14 protein-coding genes are annotated in these 13,893 nt (G+C 63.1%); 11 read left to right on the forward strand and 3 right to left on the reverse strand.

Annotation, left to right across the window (positions count from 1 at the left end):
- Nucleotides 1-95: 95 nt before the first annotated feature.
- Nucleotides 96-3,437: an Rne/Rng family ribonuclease gene (locus tag A9762_RS11965; RefSeq protein WP_069342255.1), complete on the reverse strand. Its 3,342-nt coding sequence runs from the start codon at nt 3,435-3,437 to the stop codon at nt 96-98.
- Nucleotides 3,438-3,528: 91 nt separating this feature from the next.
- Between A9762_RS11965 and A9762_RS28520 the strand changes: the two genes are divergently transcribed.
- From A9762_RS28520 to A9762_RS11985, 5 genes are all read left to right on the forward strand, one after another.
- Entirely contained in the window at nt 3,529-3,816 is a 288-nt protein-coding gene (locus A9762_RS28520; protein WP_139133187.1) for a hypothetical protein, read from the forward strand.
- Nucleotides 3,817-4,059: 243 nt separating this feature from the next.
- A complete protein-coding gene (locus A9762_RS11970) occupies nt 4,060-5,064 on the forward strand; it encodes an RluA family pseudouridine synthase (RefSeq protein WP_069342256.1) in 1,005 nt (334 codons plus the stop codon).
- On the forward strand, nt 5,051-5,713 hold the full coding sequence (locus A9762_RS11975; RefSeq protein ID WP_069342257.1) for an HAD family hydrolase: 663 nt from the start codon (nt 5,051-5,053) through the stop codon (nt 5,711-5,713). The genes A9762_RS11970 and A9762_RS11975 overlap by 14 nt, the downstream gene beginning before the upstream one ends.
- A complete protein-coding gene (locus tag A9762_RS11980; RefSeq protein WP_069342258.1) occupies nt 5,710-6,117 on the forward strand; it encodes a Rieske 2Fe-2S domain-containing protein in 408 nt (135 codons plus the stop codon). The genes A9762_RS11975 and A9762_RS11980 overlap by 4 nt, the downstream gene beginning before the upstream one ends.
- Nucleotides 6,118-6,176: 59 nt before the next feature.
- A complete protein-coding gene (locus tag A9762_RS11985; protein WP_069342259.1) occupies nt 6,177-7,229 on the forward strand; it encodes a S49 family peptidase in 1,053 nt (350 codons plus the stop codon).
- 103 nt (nt 7,230-7,332) lie between these two features.
- Here A9762_RS11985 and A9762_RS11990 read toward each other — a convergent pair whose 3' ends face one another.
- Both A9762_RS11990 and A9762_RS11995 read right to left on the reverse strand, forming a co-directional pair.
- Nucleotides 7,333-8,049, reverse strand: coding sequence for an SAM-dependent methyltransferase (locus A9762_RS11990; protein ID WP_069342260.1), 717 nt, complete (start codon nt 8,047-8,049; stop codon nt 7,333-7,335).
- Nucleotides 8,046-8,666: a Maf-like protein gene (locus tag A9762_RS11995; protein WP_069342261.1), complete on the reverse strand. Its 621-nt coding sequence runs from the start codon at nt 8,664-8,666 to the stop codon at nt 8,046-8,048. The genes A9762_RS11990 and A9762_RS11995 overlap by 4 nt, the downstream gene beginning before the upstream one ends.
- A 177-nt stretch (nt 8,667-8,843) precedes the next feature.
- Here A9762_RS11995 and A9762_RS12000 point away from each other — a divergent pair, with 177 nt between their 5' ends.
- The 6 genes from A9762_RS12000 (at nt 8,844) to fabG (ending at nt 13,788) form a co-directional block, all read left to right on the forward strand.
- On the forward strand, nt 8,844-9,446 hold the full coding sequence (locus A9762_RS12000) for a DUF177 domain-containing protein (RefSeq protein ID WP_069342262.1): 603 nt from the start codon (nt 8,844-8,846) through the stop codon (nt 9,444-9,446).
- Between the two features lie 128 nt (nt 9,447-9,574).
- Entirely contained in the window at nt 9,575-9,754 is a 180-nt protein-coding gene (rpmF, locus tag A9762_RS12005) for a 50S ribosomal protein L32 (protein ID WP_023594409.1), read from the forward strand.
- 118 nt (nt 9,755-9,872) lie between these two features.
- Nucleotides 9,873-10,925: a phosphate acyltransferase PlsX gene (gene plsX, locus A9762_RS12010; RefSeq protein ID WP_069342291.1), complete on the forward strand. Its 1,053-nt coding sequence runs from the start codon at nt 9,873-9,875 to the stop codon at nt 10,923-10,925.
- A gap of 37 nt (nt 10,926-10,962) precedes the next feature.
- Entirely contained in the window at nt 10,963-11,949 is a 987-nt protein-coding gene (locus tag A9762_RS12015; protein ID WP_069342263.1) for a beta-ketoacyl-ACP synthase III, read from the forward strand.
- A gap of 139 nt (nt 11,950-12,088) precedes the next feature.
- Nucleotides 12,089-13,018 (forward strand): ACP S-malonyltransferase, encoded by a 930-nt coding sequence (gene fabD, locus A9762_RS12020; RefSeq protein WP_069342264.1) that lies wholly within the window; start codon nt 12,089-12,091, stop codon nt 13,016-13,018.
- A gap of 20 nt (nt 13,019-13,038) precedes the next feature.
- Nucleotides 13,039-13,788, forward strand: coding sequence for a 3-oxoacyl-ACP reductase FabG (gene fabG / locus A9762_RS12025; protein ID WP_069342265.1), 750 nt, complete (start codon nt 13,039-13,041; stop codon nt 13,786-13,788).
- Nucleotides 13,789-13,893: the final 105 nt, after the last annotated feature.

Consider the following 13,893-nt stretch of genomic DNA (forward strand, 5'->3'; position numbering starts at 1 on the left):
ACAAGTCGGGACAATGCGGGGTTGTATCGCGTGAAGTCGCCCCCAAAAGCAAAAAAGGAGGCCGAAGCCTCCTTTTTCTACCTCACACGTACCTGTCAGGCAACGTGATTGGCCGAGCGCGTTTCCACTTGCTCCATCGGACCGCTGTTGAGCGGCGTCGACGCACGGCGCTCACGCGGCACGTGCGGTGCCGGTGCGACTTGCGCAGCGGCTTCCTTGGCGGCGCGATGCTTGTCGGCATCCGTGTGAACCCACACCAGCCCGACGCTTGCCAGCGTCGATTCCAGTGCGCCGCGCTCCAGCGTCGGGGCACCGGCGGCCGGTGCGGCGGCCTGCGTCACGACTTCCGTTACGGCGGCAGCGGCTTCCGGGGCGACCGGCACTGCCGTGCTCACCTGCACCGGTGCTTCGGGTGCGGCCTGCACCGGCTTCGCGGTCTCGACCATTTCGATCGGGGCAGCGGCGGCTTGCACAGGTTGTGCTGCCGGTGCGACATCTGCCGGGGCGCTGGCCACGGCGGCCGTGGCGGCAATCTCGGCGAGGGCTTCGGCCGGCACCGTCGGTTGGGCCGGCGCAGCCGACGTGACCGGCAGCGGGGCACTGACCTGCGGCACTACCGGTGCGGCAGCCACTTCGGCAGCCGGCAGCGGGGCAACGTTGACCGGTGCGACGGGCACAGCCACCTGCGGCGCTTGTGCGACCGGCTCGGCGATAACGTGCGACGGCACTTCCGGCGTAGCGACAGGCGCGGCTTCGCTCACCGTGGCGACCGGCGCTGCCGGGGCTTCCACGGGCTCGGCACGCACCGGCGTCGGTTCGGCATGAGCCGCCGGTGCCGTCGGGGCCGGCGCGGCGGCGGCAAACGCAGGCGCTGCTACCGGTGCTGCGGCACGAGCGAGGGTTTCGGTCGCAGTATTCTCAACCGCGTTGTCGCTCAGCATCGGGGCGTGCGTACCTTCCTCGGCTTCCAGCGCTTCTGCGCCTTCCGTCTCGATGTGCTCGCCGTCGGCATTCAGTTGCTGCTCGCCGGCTTCACGCTCACGACGGCCGCCACGACGACCGCGACGACGGCTGCGGCGGCGCTCTTCACCCCCTTGCTCGCCTTCATCGCCCGCCGTTTGCGGTGCGCCTTCGACCTGTGCCGTCAGATGATCCTGATCCAGCGGCGCTTGCTCGGCGTTCAGCGGTGCTGCGGCCTGAGCGACGCGTTGCGGTGCGGCTTGTTGACCTTCAGCGCCTTCGCCCTGACGACGGTCACGGCGCTCGCCGCGTTCACGGCGGCTGCCGCGCTCACGGCCTTCACGCGGCTCGCGACCTTCCTCGGCACGCACGTCCTGTGCAGGTTGACGCTGGGCGTCGTCGCGCTCGCGCTTGTCGCGGTTATCCCGGCTATCGCGGTTGTCGCGGCCTTCCTGACGCTCGTTGCGATCGCCACGCTCATTGCGTTCATTGCGCTCGTTACGATCACCCCGTTCGTTGCGCTCGCCACGGTCTGCACGCTCCGCGCGTTCCGGACGTGTGCCACGGCCTTCGCGCACCGGCTGACCGGCGCTGTCCTTGCCCGACTTGTTGTCGTCGCGGGCGTTGCCACGACGATTGCGGTTTTGTTGATGCGGACGCTCGTGACGCTCACGCGGCGGGCGAGCCGTCGGCTTGGCCGGTTCTTCGGCCTTCGCGGGTGCCGGTGCGGCAGCACCGCCGCCGAACAGGCGCTTGAGGAAACCGAAGAAACCGCCACCGCTGGCCGGTGCGGCTGCGGCAGGCGCCGTTGCGGCGACCGGTTCCGGACGCGGCTGTGCGGCCGGTGCCGGCTGCTCGGGCGTGATGCCCTTGACAGCTGCTTCCTGACGCGGACGCGTATCTTCCTTCTTCTTGCTGTAGCCGGCCGGATCTTCTTCCAGCGAACGGGCCGCTTCTTCGGCGAGCGCGTAGCTGGCCTTCGGGGCGTCCAGGCGCGGGTCGTCGAAACGCAGACGCTCGAGCTTGTAATGCGGTGTTTCGAGGTGCTTGTTCGGGATCAGCAGCACGCCAACCTTGAAGCGCGCTTCGATCTTGTTGATTTCCTGACGCTTTTCGTTGAGCAGGAACGCCGAGACTTCGACCGGCACCTGGCAGTGGATCGCTGCCGTGTGCTCCTTCATCGCCTCTTCCTGGATGATGCGCAGGACTTGCAGTGCCGACGATTCGGCGTCGCGGATGTGGCCGGTGCCGTTGCAACGCGGGCAGGTCACGTGCGTGCCTTCCGACAGCGACGGACGCAGGCGCTGACGCGACAGCTCCATCAGGCCGAAACGCGAAATCTTGCCCATCTGGACGCGCGCACGGTCGTGCTTGAGCGCATCCTTGACACGTTGTTCGACTTCACGCTGGCTCTTGGCCGACTCCATGTCGATGAAGTCGATCACGATCAGGCCGCCGAGGTCGCGCAGACGCAACTGGCGCGCGACTTCGTCGGCAGCTTCCAGGTTGGTGCGCAGGGCGGTTTCTTCGATGTCGGCGCCCTTGGTGGCGCGTGCCGAGTTGACGTCGATGGAGACAAGCGCTTCGGTGTGATCGATCACGATCGCGCCGCCCGAGGGCAGCGGCACCTGACGCGAATAGGCCGTCTCGATCTGGTGTTCGATCTGGAAACGGGAGAACAGCGGCACGTCGTCGCGGTATTGCTTCACGCGGTTGAGATGGTCGGGCATGACCACCTGCATGAAGTTGCGTGCTTGTTCGGAGATTTCTTCCGTATCGATGAGGATTTCACCGATATCCGGCTGGAAGTAGTCGCGGATGGCGCGAATGACGAGGCTCGACTCGAGATAGATCAGCGCCGAGTCGCGCGGCAGTTCGATGTTATGGGCGGCGCCTTCGATGGCGTGCCAGAGTTGCAGCAGGTAGTTCAGGTCCCACTGGAGTTCTTCGGCCGAGCGACCGATACCGGCGGTGCGGGCGATGATGCTCATGCCTTCCGGCAGTTCGAGCTGACCCATCGTCTCGCGCAGTTCCTGACGGTCTTCGCCTTCGATACGACGCGAAACACCACCGCCACGCGGGTTGTTCGGCATCAGCACCAGATAGCGGCCGGCCAGGGAAATGAACGTGGTGAGGGCTGCGCCCTTGTTGCCGCGCTCTTCCTTTTCGACCTGAACGATGAGTTCCTGGCCTTCGGAGAGGGCGTCCTGAATGCGCGCATTGCGCACATCGGCACCTTCGCGGAAGTACGCGCGGGCGACTTCCTTGAACGGCAGGAAGCCATGGCGGCCTTCGCCGTAGTTGACGAAGCAGGCTTCGAGAGAGGGTTCGATACGGGTGATAATACCCTTGTAGATATTGCCTTTACGCTGTTCGCGTCCGGCCGTCTCGATATCGATATCGATGAGTTTCTGCCCATCGACGATTGCCACGCGCAGTTCTTCCTGCTGCGTGGCGTTGAACAACATGCGTTTCATGAAAACGACTCCCACCCGCCGCAGTTGCCAATGCGCAGTGCGTCGGGCACGTATCACTCGAGTTATCCAACACGCGAGGTTCGAGCTGGGAGTGGAAGAATTGCCGGGGGGTCCGGGCGATGAGGCCGACGGACGCTATGGCGCCAGGAATACGTTTTCGCGCTCACCCGGATCCGCCGGGCCACCGGAAAAATTCCGGCTCGGCGCGGATCACTTCGGGCTTGCAGTCCATACCAAGAGAAACTGGACGAGAAACTTCATCAGCGTTTTCTCGGGGCGCCTGCCGACACTTATTCTTCTTGTGACGGCGCCTCACTTCGACTTTTTGCGCGAACGATATTCACAAAGCGATCAGCTCGGGCAATGTCGTCCGGGCTGATCACCAAAAAATTCTATAACCACCAACTCTATCCGCGTCCCGCGCGCTGCGACCGAAGCGGCCTATGGGCCCACTTCCTGCCGACGCTGCGTGACGTGCGTGCGCTCGCTGCTCCAGGGTCACCGGACGAGCAGCCTGCCCGGGGTGCAAGTAAAATACCGTTTTGGGGTATGCACCGGACAGAGGTGGGGATTTGGCATGATTCCCGCTACCGCCATCTCTGTCGGACAAATTATATTCATAATGAATGAGTTAGGCAAAAGTCGGCAGAAAATGGTTGCGCCGGCGTCCGCGCCGCAGGTCAAGCTCGTCGAAGTCGACGATGGTTCGGCCGGTCAGCGCATCGACAATTTCCTCCTGCGTGAGTGCAAAGGGGTTCCTAAGAGCCACGTTTACCGCATTCTGCGTAGCGGTGAGGTCCGCGTAAATAAAGGGCGGGTAGACGCAGCCTATCGACTCGTCCTTGGCGATATCGTCCGCATTCCGCCCGTCCGGATGGCGACGCCCGATCCCGAGGCGAAAGCCCACGTACCGGCCGCAAGTTTTCCTATCCTCTTCGAAGACGACTATCTGATGGCCATCGACAAGCCGGCCGGCGTGGCCGTGCACGGTGGCAGCGGGGTGTCGTTCGGGGTGATCGAGCAATTGCGCCGGGCGCTGCCTCATCTGAAATTTCTGGAGCTGGTACACCGGCTGGACCGTGAAACGTCCGGCATTCTGCTGCTCGCGAAGAAGCGGGCGGCACTCGTCGGCATGCATGAGCAGATTCGTCACAACCGGATGGACAAGCGCTATCTGGCTTGCGTCACCGGCGAATGGCGCGACCGTCAGCGCGCAGTGAAAGCGCCGCTATATAAATATGTCACGGCGGAGGGCGAGCGCCGGGTACGGGTGCAGGAAGACGGTCAGGCGTCGCACACCGTATTTCGCATGGTGGAATCTTTCCCGCCTTATACGTTGCTGGAAGCGGAACTGAAAACGGGGCGGACCCATCAGATTCGCGTTCACCTGGCGCATTGCGGCACGCCCATCGTGGGCGACGACAAGTACGGCGACTTCACGCTGAACAAGAATCTGGCGCGTCCGAACGCGCGCCCGGGTATCAAGCGGATGTTCCTGCATGCTTACCGGTTGAAGTTCACGCACCCGGTACTTGATACGCCGATTGCCTTGGAAGCGGCGTTACCGCCAGAATGTGAGCAATTCCTGAATCAACTTCGAACCACCACCGCCGATGCCAAGCCCTGAATTTGACCTGGTCGTGTTCGACTGGGACGGGACGTTGATGGACTCGACGCCCACGATTACCCGCTGCATCCAGGCGGCCTGCCGGGACCTCGGTCTGCCGGTGCCGACCGATGAACTTGCGAGCCATGTGATCGGCCTCGGGCTGCGTGACGCCCTGCAAATGGCTGTCCCGTCGCTCGATCCTGCGCACTATCCGCGCCTGTCCGAGCGTTACCGCTTCCACTATCTCGTGGGTGACAAGGAGACAGTGCTGTTCACCGGCGTTCGCGAACTGCTGGAAGAATTGCGCTCGCGGGGCCGTTTTCTGGCCGTCGCTACGGGCAAATCCCGTGTGGGCCTGAACCGTGCACTCGAATCGGCAGGGCTGATGCGGATGTTCGACGCTACGCGTTGCGCGGATGAGACATTTTCCAAGCCACATCCGGCCATGTTGCAGGAACTGACGCGCGAACTGGGTCAGGATCTGCGCCGTACGGTCATGATCGGCGATACGACGCACGACTTGCAGATGGCGCGTAGCGCTGGTGCTGCCGGTGTGGGCGTTGCCTACGGTGGCGCGCATCCGCGTGAGCAACTCGTGGCGCTCGAACCCGCCTACTGCGCGGGAAGCGTGGCCGAGCTTCGCGACTGGTTACTGGAGCGCGTGTGAGCGACGTTGCTGTACCGTTGCCGATCTGTCCGGGTGACGCCCTCGAAGATGGCGGACGCGGCGTGCGCTTCGAGGTGCGCGTGGGCGGGCGTCCTACGCCGGCGTTCGTGATCCGGTACGACGGGCGCGTCTACGGTTACCTCAATCAATGCGCGCACGTGCCGATGGAGCTCGATTGGTCTGAGGGACAGTTCTTCGAGACGGGCGGCTTATACTTGATGTGCGCGACGCATGGCGCGACCTACGAGCCGGACACCGGGTTGTGTGTCGGTGGTCCGTGCCGTGGTGGCGCCTTGCAGGCGGTTCGTGTCGAGGAGCAGCCCGCTGCGGTACCGGGCGCGGCAACGACCGTGGTCTGGTGGCCCGACACTTATATTGAGGCTCCGGCAGCGGCGTCTTCCTGAGCGCACGGCATCCGGTCTCACACGTCTCTAACGTCAATTTCCCAAGTCCTGGATAACGTATGGCCGACTCTCTGCCGCCCGATTCCCCTCGCACCGAACCCGGTTTTCCGCCGCCTGGCGGGCGTCCGCCCACCGGTGGCGGTGCCGTCCGCGATCCCCACGAGGTCAGGCCTTGGGAGCGCGAGATGCTGGAAAAGGTCTTGATGGCGGGTATCCGCGAACAGCGGGCGGCGCGCCGGTGGAAGATTTTCTTCCGGCTGCTGATTCTGGCGATCATCGCGTTCGCCGTCTGGTCGATCTTCGATTTTGACGGCGGCGGCACGACGTCGGCCGGATCGACCTCGGGCAAGCACACCGCGCTCGTTTCGCTGAGCGGTGAGCTTTCGGCGGACGGTCAGGCCAGCGCACAGAAAATCAACGCGGCACTGGAGTCGGCGTTCGAAGACAAGTCGGCTAGCGGGGTGATTCTGCGGATCAATAGTCCTGGCGGCAGTCCGGTACAAGCCGGCATGATCTATGACGACATCACCCGTTTGCGCGCGAAATATCCGAAGAAACCGATTTATGTCGTCGTCGAGGAAATGTGCGCTTCGGGCGGCTATTACGTGGCGGCAGCGGCCGACAAGATTTACGTCGACAAGGCGAGCATTGTCGGGTCCATTGGCGTGCTGATGGATGGTTTCGGCTTTACCGGCCTGATGGACAAGCTGGGCGTGGAGCGCCGTCTGCTGACGGCGGGCCGCAACAAGGGCTTCCTCGATCCGTTCTCGCCGCAGACCGATCAGCAGAAGACGTATGCGCTCGACATGCTTGAGCAGGTGCACCAGCAGTTCATCGGTGCGGTCAAGAAAGGACGTGGCAACCGTCTGAAGGACGATCCGGATCTTTTCAGCGGCCTGTTCTGGACGGGGCAGCGTTCCGTGGAGCTTGGGCTGGCGGACGGTCTGGGTACGGTCGATTCGGTGGCTCGCGACGTGCTCAAGGCGCCCGATCTCGTCGACTACACCGTCAAGGAGAATCTGCCTGAGCGCATGGCGCGTCGCTTCGGTGCGGCCGTTGGCGCGGCAGCCATGAAGACGATGCTCATGGGCACCGCCTTGACGATGAAATAATGCGGTTTTCGCCGGATCGACGGCGAAGATGCCGGTAATAAACGCAAAACCCCACGGAATTTTGAACTTCCGTGGGGTTTTTGTTTGTCGTGCGGATCGAGGGTTATTGCGCCAGAAACAGGAAGATCGCGGGCCGTTTGTGCAGATCGACGCTCGCATGCGGCCAGCCTTTTACGCGGTGCGCCACGATTTGCTCGCCGTCCTGAGTGACATCGACCGCCACGCACAGCAATGTCGAGGCGTCGCAGCTTTGCAGCAGCGCATCGAGCATGGCTTTGTTGCGATAGGGCGTTTCGATGAAGATCTGCGTCTGCTTTTCCTTGCGGGAGCGTTGTTCCAGTTCTCGCAGACGCTTGCTGCGTTCGCCCGCATCGGTCGGTAGGTAACCGTGGAAGGCGAAGCTCTGGCCGTTCAGGCCGCTGGCCATCAGGGCGAGCAGAATCGAGCTGGGACCGACGAACGGTACCACCCGGACGCCCTTTTCGTGGGCGCGTCGAACGAGTAATGCGCCCGGATCGGCCACGGCCGGACATCCCGCTTCCGATACGAGGCCGCCATCTGCGCCGGCGAGAATGGGGGCGAGCAGGGCATCGATCGCCGCGTCCGGCGTATTGACGTTCAGTTCGCGGATGTCGATTTCCTGAATCGGGGTGCTCACGCCCACCAGCTTCAGGAACGCGCGCGTGCTTTTGGCCTGTTCGCCGACGAAATACTTCAGGCCAGCGGTCACGGCGCGCACTTCCTCGGGCAGCACGGCCGGCAAGCCGCCACGGGTGTTCGTGCCGAGGGTGTTGGGAATCAGATACAGCGTGCCGCTCATACCGTCGCTCCGTTCAGGCCGGGGCCCGGAAGGGTGATGCCGACCTGCATCAGCATCGTCGTCAGGGCGATCAGGGGCAGGCCGATGAGCGCCGTCGGATCGTCGTTTTCGATGGTTTCGAGCAACATGATGCCCAGTCCTTCGGATTTGGCGCTGCCCGCGCAGTCGTAGGGCGTTTCGGCATGGAGGTAGGCGGCGAGCACATCGTCAGGCAGATCGCGGAACTTCACGCGTGTGACGACGTCTGTGGCTTGGCTCTGCCCGGTGCGGGCATCGTGGACGCAAAGCGCCGAGTGGAATTCGACGACTTTGCCGCGCATGTCGCGCAGTTGCGTCATGGCATTCTCGAAATTCCCGGGCTTGCCGATCTGGCGGCCCTCGAAGGTGGCGACCTGATCGGAGCCGATGATGACGGCGCCCGGATGGCGGATCGCCACGGCCTGAGCCTTTTCGCGCGACAGGCGCAGCGACGTCTCATGGGGCGTTTCGCCGGGAACGGGGGTTTCGTCGATGTCCGGAACATCGACCGAGAACGGCAGGCGCAGGCGCTCCAGCAGTTCACGGCGATAGCGCGATCCGGAGGCCAGGATCAGCGGTGGCAGGGGCTGTGCGGTCATCGGGTTTAAGTGTTTGACGAGAAACGAAAAACTATTTAGAATTCACGGCTTTTGCAATCTGGCGCTCGGTCCCGCCAGTCTGCGCGATACCGGTTCGAACGCTCGAAAGTGGCGTCGGATCAAGGCGCTGCGAGTGGCAGGGGACGTTGAAATGCGGCCAGATGCGCCAAGGCAAGGATGAGCGTGATGAACGAATATATCGTCGATCTGTTCGAATTCGCGCGTACCGGCCGGGTGGCGGAAGGTGACGTGCAACTTGCGGCATTGCCGCGCATGGTAACCGAAGTGCCTGCCGAAGTCTCGGCGTCGGGGCGTGCGCAGGGCGTGTTCCACTGGCGCGCCGAAGGTGCAGAAAAGCCGGTGCTGCGCGCGGATGGCAAGCCGACCGTGGTGCAGTTTCTGACGCTCTCGGTCGAAGGGCCGATGTGGCTCGAATGCCAGCGCTGCCTGACGCCGTACGAAGCGCCGCTCGCCTCGGAAACGACATTCGAGATCGTGCACGACGAAGCGGCTGCGGAGGATCGCCCGCTCGACGAGGACGAACTCGAAGCGCTGGTCGGCTCCAAACATTTCGATTTGCGCGAGCTGATCGAAGAAGAATTGCTGTTGGCTTTGCCTATCGTCCCGAAACATGAGGTTTGTCCGAGTGTTCACGATAGTCTGGCCACCGGTAGCGACGGGTTGGCGGAACCGCCCCCGGCACCGGAAGAAGAGGATAAGCCGTCTCCGTTCGCGGCGCTGGCAGCGCTCAAGCGCTCGCCGGACAAGGACGGAAAGTAATGTGCGGCCGGATTTCCGGCTCACCAAAGTACATGTTTGCGTTAGTCGCACAGGTCGGGCCGACAGGCCGACACCGTAGGGCGGCGCTCGAACTGTGTTAAAATTTCGCGATATTTTGAGGAGTTATCATGGCCGTTCAACAGAACAAGAAGTCGCCGTCGAAGCGCGGCATGCACCGTTCGCACGATTTCCTGACCGCACCGTCGACCGCCGTCGAACCGACGTCGGGTGAGACGCACCTGCGTCACCACATCTCGCCGAACGGTTTCTACCGTGGTCGCAAGGTCATCAAGACCAAGAACGACTAATTCGGCCCTCTAGGCGATACGCGCCCATCATGGCGCAGTTTGATCGTCCGATGTGGCAAAAGCGGCACTCATCCTGCCGCTTTTTTTGTTACCTGTACCGCAAGCCAATCACGTCGACATGACAGTCACCCTGACGATCGATTGTATGGGCGGAGATCACGGCCCATCGGTGACGGTGCCGGCTGCGGTTCGCTTCGTGCAATCTACCGACGATGTCGAACTTGTGCTGGTCGGGCAGCAGGAGATCATCAACGCGCAGCTCGCGAAGTTGCGTGTGACGGATCACCCGCGCCTGTCCGTCGTCAATGCGAGCGAGGTCGTCGCCATGGACGACTCCGTCGAGACCGCGCTGCGCAAGAAGAAAGACTCTTCGATGCGCGTGGCACTCAATCTGGTCAAGGAAGCGCGCGCGCAGGCTTGCGTGTCCGCCGGCAATACCGGCGCGCTGATGGCCGTCTCCCGTTACGTGCTCAAGACGCTGCCCGGTATCGAGCGCCCGGCGATTGCCACGGTGCTGCCGAACCAGTTGGGCGGTTACACGACGATGCTCGATCTGGGCGCGAACGTGGACTGCGAGCCGACCCACCTGCTGCAATTCGCCGAGATGGGCCATGCGCTCGTTGCGGCGGTCGATGGCAAGGAGCGTCCGTCGATCGGTCTGCTCAACATCGGCGAAGAAGTCATCAAGGGCAACGACGTCATCAAGCAGGCAGGCGAGCTGCTGCGTGGCTCGACGCTCAACTTCTACGGCAACGTGGAAGGCAACGACATTTATCGCGGCACGACCGACATCGTCGTATGTGATGGTTTCGTCGGCAACGTCGCACTCAAGACTTCCGAAGGCCTGGCGCAAATGCTCGGCGACATGATCCGTGAAGAGTTCACCCGCACTTGGTGGACGAAGGTGATTGCCGTCATTGCGCTGCCGATTCTTACCCGCTTCAAAAACCGCGTCGACCATCGTCGTTACAACGGCGCTGCGTTGCTCGGGTTGCGTGCGCTCGTCATCAAGAGCCACGGGTCCGCCGATGCCTACTCGTTTGAGTGGGCCATCAAACGCGGCTATGATGCAGTTCGCAATGGCGTGCTGGACCGTTTGTCGCGCGCCATGCAAGAGAATCAGAACCAGCTCCAGGACACCAAGCCGGTGAGCGCCATTCCGGCGCTCTGAAACCGGTGCCCGCCCCGGTGCGCTAACCGATCATAAGATGACCCAGTCCGCGATTTATTCCCGTGTCATCGGCACCGGCAGCTATCTGCCGGCACGACGCGTGACCAATCAGCAGTTGGCAGATGAGCTTGCCGCCCGAGGCATCGAGACGAGCGACGAGTGGATCGTCGCGCGTACCGGCATTCAGGCACGTCACTTCGCTGCACCCGACCAGACCAGCAGCGACATGGCGGTGGAAGCGGCCAAGCGTGCGCTCGACATGGCTGGACTGAGCGCCGACCAGATCGATTTGATCATGGTCGCCACGTCGACGCCCGACTTCGTGTTCCCCAGCACCGCCTGCCTCGTGCAGAGCAAACTGGGCATCACCAACGGCTGCGCGGCGTTCGACATTCAGGCAGTCTGCTCGGGCTTTGCCTATGCGATGGCGACGGCCGACAACTTCATTCGCTCGGGCGCGTATCGCAACGTGCTCGTGATCGGCGCCGAGACGTTCTCGCGCATCCTCGATTTCAATGACCGTACGACGTGCGTGCTGTTCGGCGACGGCGCCGGCGCCGTCGTGCTGCAAGCGTCCAGCGAGCCGGGCATTCTGTCGAGCGCCTTGCATGCGGACGGTAGCCATTCGAACATCCTCTGCGTGCCGGGTAACGTGAATGCCGGTGCGGTTCAGGGCGAAGCGTTCCTCTATATGGATGGTCAGGCGGTGTTCAAGCTGGCCGTCAAGGTGCTCGAGAAGGTGGCTCACGAGGCCCTCGAGAAGGCTGGGCTGGAGGCGGGGGCAATCGACTGGCTGATTCCGCACCAGGCCAATTTGCGCATCATGACGCACACCGCGCGCAAGCTGGACGCCGAAGCGAAAATGGTCGTGACCGTCGACCAGCACGGCAACACCTCTGCGGCTTCGATCCCACTCGCGCTCGACGTCGCGGTTCGCGATGGCCGCATCAAGGCGGGCCATAACGTCATGATCGAAGGCGTGGGCGGCGGTTTCACGTGGGGCGCGGTGCTGTTCCGCATGTAACTTTCCCGGCGCCGGAGCGCCGTGCGAACCGGCTGCGCTCTCTTGAGCGCGCGGTCCGTGGCGAGGCTCTCGTGCGCGTTATGTCGGCGCGCGACAATGCGCCGACATGTTTCTGAATCTGACTGCAAAACCAGGCGCTATGACATTCGCTTTCGTTTTCCCGGGACAAGGCTCCCAATCGGTGGGCATGCTCGACGCGTTCGCAGATAACGCGGCCGTGCGCGAAGTGCTCGCCGAAGCTTCCGATGCCCTCGGGCAGGATGTGGCCAAGCTGATTGCCGCTGGCCCGGCCGAAGATCTGAATCTGACCACGAACACCCAGCCGGTGATGCTCACCGCCGCCTACGCGATGTACCGCGCATGGCTGGCCGACGGCGGCGCCAAGCCGGCATTCGTCGCAGGGCATAGTCTCGGCGAATACACGGCGCTGGTCGCCGCAGGGGTGATCGCATTCAAGGACGCCGTGCCTCTGGTGCGCTTCCGTGCGCAAGCCATGCAGGAAGCGGTGCCGGTCGGGCAAGGCGGCATGGCCGCTGTGCTCGGTCTGGACGATGACACTGTGCGCAACGTCTGCGCCGAAGCGTCGGCCGCAGGTGTGGTCGAGGCCGTCAACTTCAACGCCCCGGCGCAGGTCGTGATCGCCGGCGCGAAGGCTGGCGTGGAGAAGGCTTGTGAACTGGCCAAGGCTGCCGGTGCGAAGCGTGCACTCGTGTTGCCGGTGTCGGCGCCGTTCCATTCGTCGCTGCTCAAGCCGGCGTCGGATCGTCTGCGCGAGTATCTGGCGAACGTGACGTTCAACGCTCCGCAGATCCCGCTCGTCAATAACGTCGATGTGGCCGTCGAATCCGACGTGGCCCGCATCAAGGACGCGCTGGTGCGTCAGGCTGCCGCGCCCGTGCGCTGGGTCGAATCGGTGAAGTGGCTCGCCGCGCAAGGCGTGACCCAGGTCGTCGAGTGCGGTCCTGGCAAGGTGCTGACCGGCCTGACCAAGCGTATCGACGGCAATCTCACGGGTTTTGCGATCACGGATCCGGCGTCGCTCGCCGACGTGCGCGCCCAACTCTCGTAAATAGGCAAGGGTATTTCTTCATGAGCAAGCAACTCGACAATCTCGTGGCGCTGGTGACCGGCGCCTCGCGCGGCATTGGCCGTGCCATCGCTCTCGAACTCGCTCGCCAGGGTGCGACGGTCGTGGGGACCGCGACCAGCGAAGCCGGTGCGCAAGGGATCGACGCTTACTTTGCGGAAGCCGGCGTTGCCGGTAAGGGCATTGTCCTGAATGTGACCGACGCCGAGGGCGTGGCCGCAGCACTGGACAACATCCTGAAGCAACACGGTAAGCTCGACATTCTCGTCAATAATGCAGGCATCACCCGCGATAACCTCGCAATGCGCATGAAGGACGACGAGTGGGACGACGTCATCGACACCAACCTGAAGGCGATCTTCCGTCTCTCGCGTGCGGTGATCAAGCCCATGATGAAGGCGCGTAGCGGCCGGATCATCAACGTGACCTCGGTCGTCGGCTCGGCCGGCAACCCGGGGCAAGCCAACTACGCCGCCGCCAAGGCGGGTGTCGCGGGGATGTCCCGCTCGCTCGCTGCCGAGATCGGCAGCCGGAACATCACGGTCAATTGCGTCGCCCCGGGCTTTATCGATACCGATATGACCAAGGCGCTTGGCGAAGCGCAGCATGAAGCGTTGAAGGCGCGGATTCCGCTGGGCCGTCTCGGCGCACCGGAAGACATCGCCAATGCGGTGGCGTTCCTCGCGTCTCCGCAAGCCGGCTACATCACCGGTACGACGCTGCACGTGAACGGCGGCATGTTCATGAATTAAGGAAGATGTGCGCAGATATGTGGAAATTGCATGTATTTGCGCGACATTGAACATTATTTGGCGCATGCTAACTTTGCTTGGCAAACCTGTTAAAATGCGCGCACT

It is taken from the genome of Pandoraea sp. ISTKB (genome assembly GCF_001721285.1).
Taxonomy (GTDB): Bacteria; Pseudomonadota; Gammaproteobacteria; order Burkholderiales; family Burkholderiaceae; genus Pandoraea; species Pandoraea capi.